At 52.3% G+C, this 18,827-nt stretch carries 15 protein-coding genes; 6 read left to right on the forward strand and 9 right to left on the reverse strand.

Translation table 11 applies throughout. The annotated features are described in order from the left end of the window. Positions 1 to 292: 292 nt before the first annotated feature. The 3 genes from FDZ78_RS02105 to FDZ78_RS02115 form a co-directional block, all read right to left on the reverse strand. Positions 293 to 2,707, reverse strand: a complete 2,415-nt coding sequence (locus FDZ78_RS02105; protein ID WP_136408998.1) for a glycoside hydrolase N-terminal domain-containing protein — start codon at positions 2,705 to 2,707, stop codon at positions 293 to 295. Positions 2,708 to 2,878: 171 nt separating this feature from the next. Then, entirely contained in the window at positions 2,879 to 3,982 is a 1,104-nt protein-coding gene (gene ychF, locus FDZ78_RS02110) for a redox-regulated ATPase YchF (protein WP_107031346.1), read from the reverse strand. A gap of 78 nt (positions 3,983 to 4,060) precedes the next feature. Further along, positions 4,061 to 4,537, reverse strand: a complete 477-nt coding sequence (locus FDZ78_RS02115) for a hypothetical protein (protein WP_107031345.1) — start codon at positions 4,535 to 4,537, stop codon at positions 4,061 to 4,063. A gap of 88 nt (positions 4,538 to 4,625) precedes the next feature. Here FDZ78_RS02115 and FDZ78_RS02120 point away from each other — a divergent pair, with 88 nt between their 5' ends. After that, positions 4,626 to 5,543, forward strand: coding sequence for a transporter (locus tag FDZ78_RS02120; RefSeq protein ID WP_136408999.1), 918 nt, complete (start codon positions 4,626 to 4,628; stop codon positions 5,541 to 5,543). An 85-nt stretch (positions 5,544 to 5,628) separates the two neighbouring features. Further along, positions 5,629 to 6,321 carry a Crp/Fnr family transcriptional regulator gene (locus FDZ78_RS02125; protein ID WP_123398999.1) on the forward strand — a complete coding sequence of 231 codons (693 nt, stop codon included), beginning with the start codon at positions 5,629 to 5,631 and terminating at the stop codon, positions 6,319 to 6,321. 145 nt (positions 6,322 to 6,466) lie between these two features. Here the strand turns inward: FDZ78_RS02125 and FDZ78_RS02130 are convergent, their stop codons facing one another. Beyond that, complete coding sequence (locus tag FDZ78_RS02130) at positions 6,467 to 7,390, reverse strand: MlaD family protein (RefSeq protein WP_136409000.1); 924 nt, start codon at positions 7,388 to 7,390, stop codon at positions 6,467 to 6,469. Between the two features lie 9 nt (positions 7,391 to 7,399). Continuing rightward, positions 7,400 to 8,560: an N-acetylmuramoyl-L-alanine amidase gene (locus FDZ78_RS02135; RefSeq protein ID WP_136409001.1), complete on the reverse strand. Its 1,161-nt coding sequence runs from the start codon at positions 8,558 to 8,560 to the stop codon at positions 7,400 to 7,402. Between the two features lie 136 nt (positions 8,561 to 8,696). Between FDZ78_RS02135 and FDZ78_RS02140 the strand changes: the two genes are divergently transcribed. After that, positions 8,697 to 9,674 carry a hypothetical protein gene (locus FDZ78_RS02140; RefSeq protein ID WP_107031340.1) on the forward strand — a complete coding sequence of 326 codons (978 nt, stop codon included), beginning with the start codon at positions 8,697 to 8,699 and terminating at the stop codon, positions 9,672 to 9,674. Positions 9,675 to 9,899: 225 nt separating this feature from the next. Here the strand turns inward: FDZ78_RS02140 and FDZ78_RS02145 are convergent, their stop codons facing one another. Together FDZ78_RS02145 and FDZ78_RS02150 are read right to left on the reverse strand one after the other, a co-directional pair. Next, positions 9,900 to 11,396, reverse strand: coding sequence for a succinate CoA transferase (locus FDZ78_RS02145; RefSeq protein WP_107031339.1), 1,497 nt, complete (start codon positions 11,394 to 11,396; stop codon positions 9,900 to 9,902). A gap of 96 nt (positions 11,397 to 11,492) precedes the next feature. Beyond that, positions 11,493 to 11,921: a hypothetical protein gene (locus tag FDZ78_RS02150; protein WP_136409002.1), complete on the reverse strand. Its 429-nt coding sequence runs from the start codon at positions 11,919 to 11,921 to the stop codon at positions 11,493 to 11,495. Between the two features lie 81 nt (positions 11,922 to 12,002). Here FDZ78_RS02150 and miaB point away from each other — a divergent pair, with 81 nt between their 5' ends. The 3 genes from miaB (at position 12,003) to FDZ78_RS02165 (ending at position 14,807) form a co-directional block, all read left to right on the forward strand. After that, positions 12,003 to 13,343, forward strand: a complete 1,341-nt coding sequence (miaB, locus tag FDZ78_RS02155; RefSeq protein WP_107031337.1) for a tRNA (N6-isopentenyl adenosine(37)-C2)-methylthiotransferase MiaB — start codon at positions 12,003 to 12,005, stop codon at positions 13,341 to 13,343. Positions 13,344 to 13,419: 76 nt separating this feature from the next. Further along, positions 13,420 to 14,025 carry a YqgE/AlgH family protein gene (locus tag FDZ78_RS02160; protein WP_168182140.1) on the forward strand — a complete coding sequence of 202 codons (606 nt, stop codon included), beginning with the start codon at positions 13,420 to 13,422 and terminating at the stop codon, positions 14,023 to 14,025. 245 nt (positions 14,026 to 14,270) lie between these two features. Further along, positions 14,271 to 14,807, forward strand: a complete 537-nt coding sequence (locus FDZ78_RS02165) for a 30S ribosomal protein S16 (RefSeq protein ID WP_107031335.1) — start codon at positions 14,271 to 14,273, stop codon at positions 14,805 to 14,807. 193 nt (positions 14,808 to 15,000) lie between these two features. On the opposite strand, the gene FDZ78_RS02170 is transcribed toward FDZ78_RS02165, so the two are convergent. Next, positions 15,001 to 17,052: an AAA family ATPase gene (locus FDZ78_RS02170; protein ID WP_136409004.1), complete on the reverse strand. Its 2,052-nt coding sequence runs from the start codon at positions 17,050 to 17,052 to the stop codon at positions 15,001 to 15,003. 47 nt (positions 17,053 to 17,099) lie between these two features. After that, positions 17,100 to 18,800, reverse strand: coding sequence for an outer membrane protein transport protein (locus FDZ78_RS02175; protein WP_107031333.1), 1,701 nt, complete (start codon positions 18,798 to 18,800; stop codon positions 17,100 to 17,102). Positions 18,801 to 18,827 lie beyond the last annotated feature (27 nt).

Consider the following 18,827-nt stretch of genomic DNA (forward strand, 5'->3'; position numbering starts at 1 on the left):
CTCTTGTACTACTTTCATGTCTATTGTAAATCTTTCAATGTTCTCTCGTTGCTTTCTCGATCGCCGTGGCGGCCAGTGGAAAACTTTGCAAAGGTACAACCTTTATTTGAATCTCGCAAATTTTTCTGAAGATTTTAACCTTTCTTAGGATTTGATCGGCAAACCAACCTACTAATTCCAGCGTTATATCTTCTGTCAGTCTGCCGCTGCAGGCCTTGCTTCTCAAAAGAGAGTGCAAAGGTAGACATTTCTCTAATTCCCTCCAAATATTTCGCAGTATTTTAACGCTATTTTAACATTTAAGGGCGATTTTACCCTCTTTTTTGAGTTCTATGGCCTTTTTTGAGCCATCAGGAAGCACTATTGTGGTAGATCCACCATTCGGAGAATATATGGTAGCGGATGACAATTTTCCACCTCGCCACTCCATATCTACTATGAATCCACCACGCGCACGCAAACCTTTAACATTTCCATCGGACCATTGGACAGGAATAGCAGGCAGCAAGACTATACTTTCAGGAGTTGACTGAATCAGCATTTCGGCCACGCCGGCTGTTCCACCGAAATTTCCGTCAATCTGAAATGGAGCATGAGCATCAAGAAGGTTAGGATAGGTGCCTCCCCCACTCCGTTTATCCGATCCTTTATAATTGTCAGGACTCACATATTGCAACAGGCGGCGATACATATGGTAGGCTCCTTCTGAATCGAGCAGACGGGCGAGCAGATTGACACGCCATCCGGTGCTCCAGCCGGTTGTGTTGTCACCCTTTATTTCCAATGTACGCGCGGATGCGCGCGCGAGGTCCGGAGTAGAGGCCGGTGAGATATGCCTTCCCGGAAAGAGTCCGTAGAGATGTGACTGGTGACGGTGAGTAGGGTCGCGGTCTTCCCAATCGAAATACCACTCCGAAAGATTGCCTTTGTGTCCGATCTGATAGGGATAGAGTCGCTGGAGCACGGAATCAGCTTCTGTGCGGAAGTCCGAATCAAGGCCAAGCTCCTCGGCTGCATCACGGGCATCCATCAGACACTGCCTGATCATGGCAAGGTCAGCCGCTCCGCCATAGAATGTGGCTCCGGCATAACCATCGGGAGTGACATAGTTGTTCTCCGGCGAAGTAGAGGGCGATGTGATCAGCTTTCCGTCTTTTTCAATGAGCCATCCGATGCAGAACTCGGCAGCTCCCTTAAGAGTCGGATAGTACTCAGCCAGAAACTTCTTGTCCTGCCCGAAGAGATAATGTTCCCAGATATGGCTTGCGAGCCATGCGCCACCCATGTTCCAATTGGCCCAAGTGGGATCACCATCAGTCAGCCCTACAGGATTTGTCATGGCCCATATATCTGAATTGTGGGCGAGACACCATCCGCGGTCCACACCATAATAATTACGGGCCGTGCGTTTGCCGCTTGCCGACAGATTTTTGATCCAGGGGAGCAAGGCGGTGGCATGAAGTTCGCCAAGACCTGTGATTTCAGCCGGCCAATAATTCTCCTCTACATTTATATTGGTGGTATAATTACTGCTCCACGGCGGAAGGATATATTCATTCCAGAGCCCCTGAAGATTTGCAGGCACTCCGTGAGTGCGCGAACATGAGATCAGCAGATAACGGCCATACTGGAAATACAGCTCCTCAAGGTCGGGATTCACCTCCTTAAGATCAGTATAGCGTTTCAGCTGCACATCGGTCGGGAGCACAGCCACAGAATCAGGCGTCGCACCGAGATCAAGGCTGACGCGTGAGAATAGCGATGTATAATCTGCAATATGGTCACGCTTTATGCTATCAGCTCCCTTGGCCACGGCTTTTTTGATACGCTTTTCAGCAAGCGCCACATAATCGCGGCCATCTTTGGCCGGATCACGGTCGAAGCCGTTGAAACTTGTGACATTGGTTATATAGATGACGGCTCCTCTGACATTCTTGAGTTTGAGCGCACCGTCAGCCTCGGCGATGATCTCACCGCCATCGGTTTCTGCTTTCAGAATAGTGCAGAACTTAGTGCCACGCTCAGGGTCATACTTCAGTTTTTCTTCAAACGACGTATAGCCCGGAAGCGAAAGATAGGCGGCGTGGCCGAGCGAACGGATCTCTCCGCGGGCATCAGACGTTACCTTAGCAGGCAATTGCGATGAAAGTCTGAGCGTGGCGGTAAAAGGATGCTCGCCCGAAAGCCTCAACACTATTACCGAATCAGGGGCCGAGGCAAAATAGTCGGTTTTCAGTTCCCCCTTTCCGTCATTAAACCTGTTGGCGGCCATAGCTGTCGTCAGATCAAGTTCCCGCTCATATGAGCTGACCTTTGGCGCCACACCTTCGTGACTGATGGTCAACTGCCCCAGCGGCTGATAGTTTTCGCTATAATGTCCCTGCACTTTACGATGAAGAGAATCTGCCGCACGATAGTCGCCACGGTCAAGGGCCGCTCTGATTTCAGGTATTGCCTTATAGGCATCGGGAGTAGTCACTCCGCGTTCCGGCTCACCGGTCCAGAGTGTTATATCGTTAAGTGAAATCCGGTTTTCAGCAGTTCCGCCATAGATTATGGCTCCGAGATTGCCGTTGCCTATAACCAAAGCCTCTTCAAAAAACTCGGCAGGACGGTCATAGTGCAGTTTCAGTCTGTTATTTTCATCAGCGCCTGCAGCAGAAATGGCAGCCGCGCCAAAAAGGATAGCGAGAAGAGTATTTTTCATGGTACTCCGTGAAATTATGTATTGTCAGGTAAGTAAACTATTGCATCTTGTCTCGGCTGATAGCCGAAGACCGTGATAAAGAGAGATTTTTCGATAAATAGAACGAGGCTGTTTGCGGGGCGATCAGACATCAGCGCCGGAAACGCCCCGCTACAGAAGCCTCATATCGGGTCAGACATTGAACAGGAAGTGCATGATATCACCATCCTGGACAACGTAATTCTTGCCTTCGATTGCCATCTTGCCGGCATCGCGCACCGCGCTTTCAGTTCCGAGAGCCACATAATCGTCATATTTGATCACTTCCGCGCGGATGAAGCCGCGTTCGAAGTCGGTATGGATCACGCCGGCACACTGCGGAGCCTTGCTGCCGCGCATGAATGTCCAGGCTCTGACCTCATCGGCACCGGCTGTAAAGAATGTCTGGAGATTGAGCAGCGCATAAGCCGCACGGATCAGACGGGCCACACCCGACTCTTCAAGACCGATCTCGGCCAGGAACTCCTGACGCTCCTCAAAGGTGTCAAGTTCGGCTATCTCGCTCTCGGTTTGGGCAGCTACGATCAGCAGCTGGGCATTCTCGTCCTTGATAGCCTCACGGACAGCCTCTACATACTTGTTGCCGCCTACAGCCGATGCATCATCGACGTTGCAGACATACATCACCGGCTTGCTCGTCAGCAGGAAAAGATCATGGGCGAATTTCTGTTCGTCGACAGTCTCCAGCTCCACCGTGCGCGCCGGTTTGCCCTGCGAAAGCGCATCATGATACTTCTTCAGCACCTCATACTGCAGTTTGGCCACCTTGTCGCCTCCGGTCTGAGCCTGCTTCTGAGTCTTTGCCATACGGCTTTCCACAGTCTCAAGATCTTTGAGCTGCAGCTCGTAGTCTATGATCTCCTTGTCGCGGACAGGATCCACAGTATTGTGGACATGCGTCACATTGTCATCATCGAAGCAGCGCAACACGTGGAGAATGGCATCCGTCTCACGGATATTCGCCAGAAACTTGTTGCCAAGTCCCTCGCCCTTGCTCGCGCCCTGGACAAGTCCGGCTATATCCACGATCTCGACTGTAGCAGGCACCACACTACGCGGCTGACACATGTCGACAAGCTTGTTGAGACGAGCGTCAGGAACGGTGATCACACCCACGTTGGGTTCGATAGTACAGAACGGGAAGTTGGCCGACTGAGCTTTTGCGTTTGACAGACAGTTGAACAATGTTGACTTGCCCACGTTGGGAAGTCCCACTATGCCACATTGAAGAGCCATGATATAATGATTTGTTTATTTACTGTTTTGAATTATATTGAAAATTAGCATACAAAGGTAATCAAAAAAATCCACACCTCAAAGATTCAGTTCAGTCGAAGCTATCAGCCTGAAATCAGGATGAGAATGCAGCAGAAGAAGCGAGGCCACCTCGCAGGCCGAATCGCCAAACTCTTCATCGGTAAGCCCGCGCAGGTCAGCCACGACATCGACAGCACCCCAACGATCGGCCAGATCGTCGACAACCCCGTTGAGCTGCCCCGCATCGCCTGAGTCCACCGGATAGAACCGACATCCGGCACTCTGGGCTATGCGAGTCCCCTCACGTCGGTCTGTCATACAGAAAGCCACCTGGAAATCCGCTTTCCGGAAACAGCTGCACACACGGCTGACGAGGGCGGCATCCTCGCAGAGCACAAGCACACTCATTGGCGGAAAGGCCACCACAAATTCTCCGGCCTTACGCTGCCGGGCCACATAAGTCTTTCCACCTTTCGAAGTCAGCTTCCCGGCTCGGTATTCCTCCATCCGCTTTTCAAGATAATTGTCTGCCATAAAAATTTTCAATTCGTTTTAAATTGCAAACATACAAATTTTACCGGATTAATTCGGTAATTTTGCACCCCGATAGTAAAAGTTACTTATGAACATCGCTCTTTTACGCAAGCGCATCAAGCCCTGGATACTCCCTATCGCAATGGTAGCCGGGATGCTCTTCCACGACTTCATGGTACAGATTGAATTCATCGCCCCCTACCTCATCTTCATCATGCTATTCATCACATTCTGCCGTGTGAAACCACATGAATTCAGGATCACAGCTCTGTCGTGGAGCCTGCTCTCCGTGCAGATCATCGGAGCACTGGCACTCTATTTCATCATCGCCCCCATGAGCGTCGATGTGGCTCAAGGCACCTTCATCTGTGTCTTCTGTCCCACCGCCACAGCCGCACCCGTCATCACCGGGATGCTCGGAGGCAGTGTGCCGCGCCTGGCTACATTTTCTATAATATCCAACATCGCGGTCGCTCTGCTCGCCCCCGTAATTTTCACCCTCATGGGAAGCGATGCCGGCATCCCCTTCTCCGACGCCCTGCTGACAATCTCAGCCAAAGTCATGCCGCTTATAATCCTCCCGCTCGTGCTTGCGCTGTGTCTGCTTAAAATCTTACCGAAAGTCCACCGCGCGGTTGCCGAAAAGCAGGCCGTCTCGTTCTACATCTGGGCTGTCTCGCTCTTCATAGTTGTCGGACGCGCCGTCAGCTTCATCATGGACGAGCCCACTGAAGCCATCCCGGAAATGATCATCCTCGCCATATTTTCCGGCATAGTCTGCTGCGCCCAATTCTGGATCGGACGCAAGATCGGACGCCGCGGCGGCGACAAGATTGCAGGGGCACAGGGACTTGGCCAGAAAAACACGGTCCTGGCCATATGGATGGCCCTCACCTATCTACATCCGGTATCGTCCGTAGCCCCGGCAGCCTATGTGGCCTGGCAGAACACCATCAACTCCGCCCAGCTCTATTTCAAAATGCGCCGCGAAAACTCCGGAAAGTAACCGGGCAAATGGCAATTCTATAGAACGGAAAAACTAAATTCTTCCAAAATCCGTTAATATAGATAGAAATAAAAACATAGCGTCTATGGCACTCAACAGCATGTATGAGAATCTTATGGGGCTTCCGCTGTTTAACGGCGTGAGCTATAACCGTATATCTGAGATTGTGGGCGGCACCCGCCTTGCATTCCTCAAGTTTCTGCCCGGCGAGAAAATAGTCATGGCCGGCGATCCCTGCACCAGACTCATGTTTGTGATCGGCGGCAAAGTCAGACTCTCCATCCGCAACAGCTCCGATCGGTTCATTGTAAGCCAGACTCTCGAAGCGCCATCGGTAATCTCTCCCGACTTTCTCTTCGGGCGCAATACCCTCTTCCCGGCCTCCGTCACAGCGATTGACACCGTATCTATAATGGAAATCGAAAAAAACGACTTCATTTCCATTATCCGCAGCGATGAAGTCTGCCTCTTCAACTATCTTAACTTCATTTCAACCAACGCCCAGAAAGCCATTGACGGAGTTGTCGCTCTTACATCAGGATCTCTTGAAGAACGAATCGCCTTCTGGATCATCGCCCTCACCCAGCGCGATGCCAAAGACATAGTGCTCGCCTGCCGCCAGCGAGACCTCTACTCACTGTTCGGCGTGCAGCGCTCGTCATTCATCAACACCCTCGACTCCATGAAAGAACGCGGCCTCATTGACTACGGTCCGACCGAAATTCGCGTAATATCCCGCAACGACCTCCGATCCATCCTCCTGAAATCGCCCGACTGAAGATTGAGGCAGACCAGAGGATCGATGCCATACCAACCGCCAGAAACTCATATACCATTACGGATAAAAAACTCCGCCTGTGCATTTTCTCGCACCGACGGAGTTTTTTTTACTGTATATTTCTATTCTGACTGAGGCCGCTGTGTCAGAATATTTTGATAGACGGAATGTAATGCTTGGGCTTCTTCTTAAGGTCGATCAGAATGCTGTCCACATGCGCGGCACAGTTGTTCAGATTGTTATAAAGTTCCGAATCGTTGAGCAGCAGACCGAGCGACGAATTTGTAGAGTTGAGCTGCTGGGTAGCGCGGTCGAGATTGGCTGTTATATTATTGATATTGCGCATTGTCGAGTCAAGAGGCATTGTCTTGAGATCCTCTGACACCACCGCGAGAGCCGCCGAGATCTGAGTGAGATTGGCAGAGATCTCCTTCACGTTTGTCATGGTTCCGTTGGCGGTGTTGACCAAAGCCGGAACGCCGGCCATAGCCGCGTTAAGATTTTTGGTCGACACTTCAAGGTTAGCCATGATATCGTCCAGGCGCTGCACGGATCTTAGAAGAGCCGGATCACTTGCTATGGTGGTCAGCGCAACAACAAGCGAGTCGATGTGAGGTGCGATTCTGGCCAAAGTCGGCATCAGGTCTCCGCCGAGCTGGTCCATCAGGCCTCCGTTGACCACACCCTCTATCTTAGAACCGATCTCATAAAAATTCTTGCCTGTGCCCATCTGCAGCTCAATGCTCGAAGTGCCGAGCATGTCGGTGACAAGAGCGGCCTTTGTGCCTTCCGGAAGCTTCAGCTGCTTGTCAAGACTGAGCTCGACAGCCACATGTCCGGGATTGTCATACTCATAGCTGATCTCTCTGACAAGCCCCACCTTGAAACCGTTGAGAGTGACCGGAGCCGATTGCGACAGACCTGCCACATTCGTGTAGGAGGCGTAATAGTAATTGGCCGATTTAAAAACATTGATACCCTTGAGGTAATCAATTCCGAAGAAGAGAATCAGCAGCGACAGCAATACACTGGCACCTATGATGAATTCCTTGGTCCGTATTTTTTTCATGAGTCTGGGTTATTTGATGCGTTTCCCGTTGCATGTCTTGATGACAAATGCGTCAGGGAATGATTTCTTTATTTTTTTCAGTTCTTTGGATGCTTCCGCCTGGGAGCAATATGATCCGTAGGTGTATTTGACCATATTTCCATCCTTATAATATTCAACCGGCGAGAGACCCTTCAGCCTCGAATCGCCCTTGCGCAGAGGCGAGCCGGCTGTCAGGAACTGTATTTTATATACAATTCTGTCCTTGGCATCGGCAGCGGCGGCGGCGGCCTTGCTCTCAGCTTTTTTACCGGCTATTGTTTCAGAGCCTGACTGCGCAGCGCCTGATGACGGCAGTTCCTCAGGTCTTGAGTCGGCCACCACTCGTTCCTTCCGTGAGTCCGCCGGCTTGTCAGCGACCTTGCGGTATTTTTCAATTCCGCGATAGATAGCCAGTGCAAGCTTCTTCTGTCCCTGCTCCGAAGCCATGAACTTCTCCATAGCAGGATTACAGATGAAATCAAGCTCCACAAGTATCGCCGGCATGCTCGTGCGCACCAACACCCAGAAAGGAGCCTGGCGCACACCGTTGTTCTTGCGGCCGGCCGTTCTGACAAGCTGATTCTGCACAGCCTCCGCAAGCTCTATGCTCTGATCGAGATTGGCATGCTGCATCATCTCAAACGCTATGTAGCTTTCAGCCGACGACGGATCGAACCCCTCATAGGTCGTCGAGTAGTCCGGTTCCAGTTTCATCACTGCATTCTCGCGCATAGCTACACTGAGATTCGTTTCGCTGCGCTGAAGTCCGAGAGTATAGACCGCAGCTCCGTTCACGCTTGTGAACATCGGCGATTTCTTGTCGACCGAGTTGGCATGTATCGAAATGAAAATATCGGCATGCTTACGGTTGGCCATGTCAGCACGTCCCTGAAGAGTGACAAAGGTGTCATTGCTGCGTGTCATGATGACATTGACATCGTTCATGTTTGACCTCAGCAGATCTCTGAGTTGTTTGGCTACTGCCAGATTTATGGTCTTCTCATTTGTCTTCCGTCCGAGAGCTCCGGCATCCTTACCTCCGTGGCCGGGATCTATGACTACCGTAAACTCCTTGCCTTCGGCTGACAGAGCCAATGCAGGCAGAAGCAGTATAAGTAGAAGCTGCTTTATGATTCGTGACAGTGACATGTAGAATTTTCTGGTTTGCCAAATTTTAGGCAAAGTTAGTAAAACTATCCCTAATTGCCATTTCTCAGCCTCGATTTTGTGCATTAATGGCAAAAAATAGCTACTTTTGAACAATTAAACAGTACATATACTCCCCATGATTCTTCCCGTCAGACAATACTACACCTTATATATAATATATGTGGCCGTCATGCTTGCCATACCGGTGACATTCCTATCATCATGTTCCGGAAGCCGGGCAGGAGAACCGGTAGAGATCAGGCGCCTTGACCTTGCCCTGCGGGCCGACATCATGCCGGAAGATCCGGCCATGCAATCAGCAGCCGCCACCCTCTTCTCTCTCTCCGGCTACGGTCAGCTGACCGACTCTGCAATCCACGTCTACAACCGCAATCCCGCCATCCGCCTGCATGACCGGGCTATGGACTCCGTCTGGCATGACATGCAGCCGCTTGAAAACAGCTTGGGCCGCATGAGATTCAGTTTTGAGAAACTCTTTCCCGGCAATCGCTTTCCATCGGTCATAGCCATAGTCTCGCCGTTCAATCAGTCAGTCTTCACGGTCGACTCCCTCCTCTACCTTGGCCTCAACCACTATTTAGGCTCAGACTATCCGCCCTACGCCTACTTCCCTGACTATATCCGCGCCAGCAAGACCCCTGAAAGGCTCCTGCCTGACATAGCTGAAGCCATAGTCCGCGGCAATTATCCCTATCGCCCCTCCGCTGAATATCCTACAGCACTTTCACGCATGCTTTATGAAGGAGCCGTCACAGAAGCCGTCATGCAGATCTGCGGCCTCAGCGAGCAGCAGGCCCTTGGATATGACACCGAAGCGATGAAATGGGCTGACTCCAACGAGCATCGAGTCTGGCAGACAATGGCCGAACAGAAAATGATATTCTCAACCGATCCTCAGCTGGCGGCGATGCTCGTAAGCCCGGCCCCGTTCACCTCAGCCATAAATCCCCGGTCGCCAGGAGCCATAGGGCGCTTCATAGGCCACCGCATAATATCCGCCACGCTCGACCGCCACGCCATAGCGCTCCCCGACCTCCTCTCTCCCGCCTTCTACGACTCCGAGACCACACTCTCGCAATCCGGCTACAAATAACCGATAAGAGAGTGTTTCATAACAACAGTTAAAATCTGAGCGAAAGATTTGAGATGGATATGGCTCTGAATTGAAAGAGCATAGCGAGCTTTGTAACTGAAATGAAGAGTCATATCCACTGCAGCAAAAAAACGCAATCCGCCTTTGGCATCATACTCTTGATACCGAAGGCGGATTGGATTATGATCTCTGTGCCGCGGAGTCTGCGGCGTCAGTCGGTGTGGATTAAGCGAATTTCGACCAGTCCACGTTGCGCATGTCGCCTGACGAGAGGAACTCGGTGTGGAAAGCGAGTGCGGCGTGGAGAGTGTGGGGAGTCTGACCGCCACGGGTGCTAAGTTTCAGATAATCGTTGAGCAGTTCGCGGTAAATCGGGTGCGCGCAGTTGTTGATGATCTCATGGGCGCGTTCAACCGGGTCAAGACCGCGGAGGTCGGCGATACCCTGATCGGTCACAATGATATCTACCGAGTGTTCGGTATGGTCTACGTGTGACACCATAGGCACAATGTTTGAAATCTTGCCCTCCTTGGTGATCGACGGGCAGGAGAAAATTGAGATATAGGCGTTGCGGGTGAAGTCTCCAGAACCGCCGATACCGTTCATCATGCGTGTGCCGGTCACGTGGGTCGAGTTGATATTTCCGAAGATGTCGGCTTCAAGAGCTGTGTTCATGGAGATCACCCCCAGTCGGCGGATGACCTCAGGATTGTTGGAGATTTCCGACGGGCGAAGAACCACGTGCTCCTTAAAGAACTCGATATTGCTGATGACCTCGTCCTCAACATCGTTGGAGACGGTCAGCGAGCAGGTCGATCCGAATTTGCAGCGGCCCTGCTTCATAAGGTCGATCACAGCATCCTGGATTACTTCGGTGTACATTTCGAACGGAGGAATCTCCTTTGCGTCTGCAAGACCGTAGAGCACAGCATTGGCCACATTGCCCACACCGGACTGAAGCGGAAGGAAGCTCTTGGGGATGCCGCCGCGACGAAGTTCCTCGATAAGGAAGCGGCAGACGTTAGCGCCGATCATCTTGGTGGTTTCGTCAAGCGGAGTGAAAGCCTTGACACCTTCATAGTGGTCGCTCATCACCACACCGACAATCTTTTCCGGGTCGATCTTAAGCACGGGAGAACCGATGCGGTCACTTACCTTGAAGATGGGTATCTCGCCACGGTTGGGGGGATCGAGCGGAAGATAGATGTCATGGAGTCCGTGGAGGGCGTGGCGCAGTTTTTCGTTAAGCTCTATGATGATCTTCTTGGCCATGCGGGCTATCGTGGGAACGTTGCCCACGCCTGTGCCTACCACTGCAGTGCCGTCATCCTGAATGTCAGACACCTCGATGATCGCGAGATCGAGATCACCGAAAAATCCGTAGCGCAGCTTCTGAGCGGCTTCAGAAAGATGCAGGTCGAAATAGTGGGCGTCATGCGTATTGATGCGCTTGCGCAGATCCGGGTGGTTCTGATAGGGAGTACGCTTGCCGATGGCATTCGCACGGGCGAGAATGCCGTCACAGTTGTCGCTGGTAGAGGCTCCCGTGATGATATTGATTTTGAAAGGCTGGCCTTCGGCATGAAGCTTTTCGGCTTTGGCTGCTATGGCCTGGGTTACCACTTTAGGCGATCCGGGGGCGGTAAAACCGGAAAATCCACATTTTGCATCGTGGAAAAAAAGTTCTGCGGCTTCTTCCGGAGTCAGGATGGGGAATTTCATAACTTTTCTTTTTTCTGAATTTTCTTTAGGAGGTGAAGGAGAGATTTATTTTTCGAATGATCGGTTTTGATTTTTGTTCTGTTCTATCTGTAGAGGCTAAAATTTACGCTGGAGAATCTCACTGTCAATTATAGCCCGGCGCCAGCGCTGATAATGCTCGCTCAGATCCTGCTCTTGCTTTCCGGAGGCAAAGACCTCCTGGTTCTTTCCGGCTTCGTCAATCGGGCTCTCGTCGAATATCGAGCCTACTTCGTCAGGCAATGCCGGCGGCTGCTGTGACAGGCGGCTGATCCCGGCATCCGCAGGAGTCTGAACACAGCTGACCGGCAGAGGCGGCTTGCGCTCCGCCTTCTTTGGCTTGCGCCTGGGTTTTGGGGCCACTGTCCGGGCTGTGGTTTCTGATGCCTGAGCGGAGCCGAAAATTTTACCCGCAACGCTGTCCGCTCTCTGTTCCCTCTTCTTCTTGAGGTACTCAAAGAACGAACCGACACCGAATACTATCAGGAATAATATCAGTTTCTCCATTGCCCGTTGCGCGGTTTTTCTTAATTTTGTAGCAAAATTACGGATTCTTATGCTTTTCGCCAAAGTTTCCACCTTAAAAATATGACACAATCACGTAAATTACATATAGAAACCTATGGCTGCCAGATGAATGTGGCAGACAGTGAAGTCGTGGCCTCCATCATGGAGACCGTAGGCTATGAGATGGCGGCTACTCCGGAAGAAGCTGACGCTGTGTTGCTCAACACATGCTCTATCCGCGACAACGCCGAGCAGAAAATAGTCTCCCGCCTGGCCTACCTCGCATCGCTCCGCAGAAAGCGCTCCAAAGATCTGCCGAAACTCATCATCGGAGTGATCGGTTGCATGGGCGAGCGAGTCAAAGAGGAGCTGATCGAACGTCACGGCGTTGATCTCGTGGCCGGACCTGACTCTTACCTTGACCTTCCAAACCTTTTCGCTTCAGTCGAAGCCGGAGAAAAGGCCGTCAACGTAGAGCTGAGCACCACAGAAACATATCGCGACATTATACCCGCCCGCATCACGGGCAACACCGTCTCAGGCTTCATCAGCATCATGCGCGGATGCAATAATTTCTGTTCCTACTGCATTGTCCCCTACACCCGCGGCCGCGAACGTTCGCGCTCGGCCGAAAGCATCCTGGCTGAACTCGCCGATCTCCGCTCCCGCGGCTTCAAGGAAGCCACCCTCCTCGGACAGAACGTCAACAGCTACCGCTACGAGACCGAAAGCGGCGAGACCATCGACTTTGCCCGCCTGCTGGCAATGGTAGCCGATGCAGCCCCGGAAATGCGCATCCGCTTCACCACCTCGCATCCCAAGGACATGTCTGACGAAATCATCGCAGTCATAGCCTCAAAGCCAAACGTCTGCAAACACATACACCTGCCCGTCCAGTCAGGCTCCGACAAAGTGCTCAAGGCCATGAACCGCAAATACACCCGCGAGTGGTATCTCGGACGCATCGAGGCAATCCGCCGGGCAATTCCCGACTGCGGAATCTCCACCGACCTTTTCACCGGATTCCATGACGAGAGCGAAGAAGACTTCCAGGAAACTCTCTCGCTCATGCGCGAGGTGGGCTTCGACTCCTCATTCATGTTCAAATACTCCGAACGCCCAGGCACACTGGCAGCCCGCACCATGCCTGACAACATAACCGAAGAGGTGAAGATCGACCGCCTAAACCGCATGATCGCCGTGCAGAACGAACTCTCGCGCGATAGCAATGCCCGCGATGTAGGCAAGACTTTCGATGTGCTGGTCGAAGGAGTCTCCAAGCGTTCACGCGAACAGTTTGTGGGACGCAACCAGCAGAACAAGACCCTTGTCTTCCCCCGCGGCGACTATCGTGTGGGCGACACGGTCAGAGTCCGCGTGACCGGCTCATCGTCCGCCACACTCATCGGCGAGCTCGCCTGAGCGCACCGTGGCTATATCCATGCGCACACCGGACTCAGCCCGGACAAGAGGCTGTCAAAAAAAAAACAATCAGGCCATGCTCGACTTTGAATCACTGATTTTCAACATAGACATAAACCGGAGTGCCATTCCGCACGCCGGATCGCTTCTTGTCGCCGAACCGTTTCTGAGAGAGCGCTACTTCCACCATTCCGTCATCTGCCTTGTCGACTACGAAGAACGCGGATCAGCTATGGGCATAGTGCTCAACAACCGCACCAGCTACACACTTCAGGACCTCCTTCCCTCCGTCACCGCATCGGTCACGATACCCGTCTACTGCGGCGGTCCGATGTCATGCGAGCGGCTGTATTTTGTCCACACGCTCGGCGATCTGATCCCCTCGTCGCGCGAGATAGTCGACGGTCTTTATATCGGAGGCGATTTCGACACCATGATCTCCATTGTCAATGACGGCTATGCCCTTGAAGGTAGCATGCGCTTCTTTATCGGATACAGCGGTTGGGGAGTGGAGCAGCTCGACGAGGAACTGCGCAAAAACGTATGGGCCGTCACCGACATCCCATCCGTCAGCGATCTGCTTCGTGGAGAGGAAGACCCCTACTGGCACCGCATTGTCCGCTCGATGGGAACGCCATACAGAGGCTGGCTCTACCACCCCCGTAACCTACAGTCAAACTAATACGCAGCAACTGCCACTTCCACCACACAATAGTAGCCATATCCATTCCGACGGCTTGCAAGATCCCGGCCACGGCTCCCGCAAGCCGTCCTTTTTCCGGACCTGAGCAGACAAAAAGCCACCACAGATGTTAAATATACTTAAATACAATCCCAATCCACCGCATTGTCAGGCCTCAACGGTTGGCAATCACGCGCAAAAGCAGTAACTTTGCGCCCGAATTAATCAATACAAATCACAAATTAATGGCAACAAAAATCAGACTGCAACGTCATGGTCGCAAGAACTATGCGTTCTATCCTATTGTTATCGCCGATAGCAGGGCACCACGAGATGGTAAATTTATTGAAAGGATAGGTTCTTATAATCCGAACACTAATCCTGCTACAGTAACTTTGAACTTCGAGCGTGCTTTGTATTGGGTTAACGTTGGTGCTCAGCCCACCGACACCGTACGCACCATCCTCTCTAACGAAGGTGTTCTTCTCATGAAGCATCTCCAGGGCGGTGTGAAGAAAGGCGCTTTCGACGAAGCTGAAGCTCAGCGTCGTTTCGAAGCCTGGAAAGCTCAGAAGCAGCAGACTGTCGACAAGTTCCGCGCTTCTATGGCCGACAAGAAAGAGCTCGACGAAAAGGCTCGTCTTGAAGCTGAAGTAGCTAAAAACAAAGCCAAGGCTGAAGAAGTAGCCAAGAAGAAAGCCGAAGCTGCTGCCGCAGCTGCCGAGGCTGAAGCTGCAGCAAACGCTGAAGAAGCTCCCGCCGAAGAGGCTGCTGCTGAATAAGCATCTGGCTCCGCATCGGAAACAGGTCTCTGCGCCTGATCCATATGTGCAAAACCAAACAGAGGTTGCGTCTTGTATTCACCACGACGCAACCTCTTTTTTTATGCTTTTATGGATGAAATCTAAGAAACTGTTTAAACTCTTATCGTAAATTTTAAATAGCTTCTTGGAGAGTCGAGCCTCGTGACGCCCCTCACTTGCGCAGACGGCGCGCTATTTCTCTGTGATGGTGGGCCGAGGATTTATCGCCGGCAGTGTCATATATGTCGGCCAACAGCGAATGCAGACCGTGAAGCGCCTGACGCGGACAGTCGGCGGTCTCGCTCAGCGACAGAGCCACCAGGCAGCGGTCCATAGCATTATGCACATCATCCATGCGGTAATAGGTCATTCCCATGCGCACCATCGCATCGAAATTAGCCGGATCGAGCCTCACCACCTCTCCCAGATCATCAAGCGAACGACTGTAATCCTCAAGAGTGATGGCTGCGAGCGCACGGCCGTAAAGCGCCGGGATATGGCCCGGCAACAGAGCAAGAGCCTTGTCATAGTTCGCTATGGCCGGCAGAGGCATCTCGTCTATACGGCAGTCATCGCCAAGCGAGGTGTACTCCATAGCCATGTCGCGGAAACGCTCGCGGTCAGCAGCTATATCCGACTCAAGCTGCGCTACCCTCTCTCTGAGTTTGCCGATCACGGCCAGTTTGCTTCTGGCAAGCCTCATGGCACTCTTGTTGTCAAGAATGCTTTTCGCTCTCAGTCCTTCGGCAAACAGATCGAAAGCCTCGCTGAAATCCCCCTCGTCGGCCTTGGCGAGAGCATTTTCGTAACACTCCTCGGCATGAGCCTTGCGCATGGCCCCGTCAATCAGTATCGGATCGTTGAACGAACGGCTAAAATTCAGAATGGCCGGATTCACAAAGATATCTCTCTCGGCCACGGTAGACCTCAGCGTCAGTCCCTCGAAACTCCGGCAGCGTGAGAGCGCTACATAAGTCTGTCCGCCGGTAAATGCCCCGCGGCCAAGGTCGATTATGACATTGTTGAACGTCAGCCCCTGGCTCTTATGGATGGTAAGCGCCCAGGCCAGCTTCACCGGATACTGCGTGAAACTGCCAAGCTCCGTCTCTATGATCTTGTTGGTTTTCTCATCAAACGAATACTTTATATTCGACCACTTTTCGGGTTCCACTTCATGGATTTCGCCGTTTTCAAGCCTCACTTCAAGCAGATCCTGCGTGAGAGTGGTCACAGTGCCGATCGTGCCGTTGACCCAGAATCTGTCAGGCGAATTCTTGATGAAAACCACCTGCGCACCCTCTTTCAACGACAGTTCCAGATCCGTAGGGAGCGAATTCTCAGGGAAATCTTTTTTTATCTCGCCGATAAATGTAAACACCGGCTTGTCAATGGCCTCCAGACGCGATTCGTTGATCTGATCAACCATATCGCGGCGCGAGGCCAGAGTCATGGTGGGTTTCTCCTCCCCCTCCACAGGCAGAGACAGCGCCACGCAGCGCGAGTTCAGCCGCGAGATATCGGCGGCCGTAGCAGCGCCCATACGTATCCGGTCAAGAAGTTCCACGAATTCACCCTGGCTCTGACGGTAGATCTTGCGCAGTTCTATCGGCACGAGATTTATCCTGTCAAACGCATGGGCCGAGAAGAAAAACGCATCGCGGTAAAACTTGCGCAGTATATCGCGCATATCGCCAGTAAGCACCGGTTCGAGCTGAAACACGTCGCCCACAAAAAGCAGCTGCTTGCCGCCGAACGGCTCCCGCTGGTTGCCCGAATAGGTGCGCAGCAGCAGATCCACGAAATCAATTATGTCGGCCCTCACCATCGAGATCTCGTCGATAATTATCAGTTCGAGCTCGCGTATGAGTTTCACAAGGCTTCCGGGATACTTCATTCGCTCCTTGATGCGGTTTGGCGCGAAGTCAGGATCGCCGGGCACTATAGGCTTGAACGGAATCCTGAAAAACGAATGGAGAGTGACCCCGCCCACATTCACCGCCGCGATTCCGGTCGGTGCGAGCACCACATATTTCTTACGGGTATGGGCAGTGATATAGCGCAGGAAAGTCGATTTTCCCGTTCCGGCCTTGCCGGTCAGGAAAATCGACTGTTTGGTGTGCTGCAACAATTCCCAGGCTTTGATGAATTCGGGATTGTCGAGATCTATGTTGTCATTCCGATCCGCGACTATGCGTCGGGCAGGTCGCGAACTCTTTTTTGCCATTCGTTTTGCGGGCTGTTAAAAAGCTGTTGTGAATAAATCAGTTGTTATCAGAAGCGCACGCCTACGGTGAGCACAAGCGAGTTGTTGTCATCCGAAACCTTTCCGGTCGGTGCAGGCACGTAGTAGTCGGTGCCATACTCGTTGTAGTTCGAAAACGCGCTGTACTTGGCCGAACGGTGGCGGTGGACATAGGCCAGATCGGCATACACATTCTTATAGCGGTAGCCGATACCGCAGGTCACATACTGAGTGGCCTTGTCAAAGGTGTACGAGGGCTGAGTCTCGGTGTCGTCAGGGCCGGAAGTGTAGACATCGTTGGCATCTATCGCCTGTCCGTTGGTGGTATATCCGGTCATAGCCGTGGTAGTCACGGGAGATGATTCATAGGAATAGCCGGCGCGGAGGCTGACCTGTGGTGTCACGCGATACTCCAGACCGAGACGCATGATGTTGGTAGCCTTGTAGTAGTTCTTGATATCACCGTTGACATCGGCGAAATCGGTGCCTTCATAATCCTGGACCTTGATGTCATTGCTTGCGCGATATTCATAGTCGGCACTGATGATTGCGCGTCCGCCTATCACACCGGCCGCTCCGACCATGAAGCGCCACGGAGTGCGGCATTTCCAGTCGAATTCACGCATATAGCCGTCATCCGTAACCGCTGTGCCGGAAACCGGCTCGGCATATTCGGAAGAATCGTAGAGATAACCCAGCTGGCCGCTGCCTTCATATGAAAGATTATAATAGGTGGGAGTATGCACTGCCACACCGATGCGGAATTCATTGACCGGCTTGAGGATCACACCCGCTTTGAAATTGAAGCCGCTTCCCCAGATGTGCTTATAGTTCGCAAGAGTATAGTCAGCCGTACCGGTGACAAAGCCGCCGTCATAGGCCGATCCGGGAACCATAGCATTGTTGATGCTCTCTGAGTAGTATGAACGCGAACGGAACTCCACGTCAGTAATTCCGAAGCCTATGCCCCAGAACACCGTATTGGAGATATTGCCACCGAAGTCTATGGCATATTCGTCTACATAGCCTTTCTCCTCGACCTCCACAGATGCTAAGCCAGAAGACTTCTGATAGTCATAGAGACCGTTATAAGTGGAGCTGTTGGCGGTAAGCGGATTGATGGCTCCGGCAGTGTACATCAGAGTGCTCAGCCAGGGCGCATAGGGATTTCCGTTGTAGTCGTCCCAGTAAGGATTATAATCGCTGCCTTCCACAAACTGCATCTGCTGCGGAGGTATGCCGCCGTTGTTGACAAACGTGCGGTTGGTATTGTCAGCCACGAAGTTGCTCAGCGAGGTATTGATCGAACCGAGCGATCCGCGGTAGCGGCGGTCAAACGAGGCCGCACGCGAATAGCTCACACCCCAGTTGAAAAACGGCATCACCGAATTCGACCCAAGGTTCACGGTGCCGATATAGCCGAAATTGTTGCAGGCCACACCGGTGTGGTTCCAACTTTGGGAACCTGCTCCGGCATTGAATTTTCCGGATTTGAAGGTGACATCGAGAGTGGCCGTGATGTCACTGCTGCGGTAGACACCGATACCGCCGGGGTTCTGATTGAGTGTCGAGATATCACCGCCGAGAGCGGTAAACGCACCGCCCATCGACATGAAGCGGGCACTACCCCGCATATCGGTCTGCGAAATCGAAAACGCATCGAGTGCAGTCTGGCCCATCATTGCTGACGGAAGAGCTACCAGCATCCCTGCCAATACTTTCTTGTTCATAAGCTGAAGTTTGTGAGTGTGAGTGTT

The sequence above is a fragment of the Duncaniella sp. B8 genome, from assembly GCF_005304985.1.
In the GTDB taxonomy this organism is placed as follows: Bacteria; Bacteroidota; Bacteroidia; order Bacteroidales; family Muribaculaceae; genus Duncaniella; species Duncaniella muris.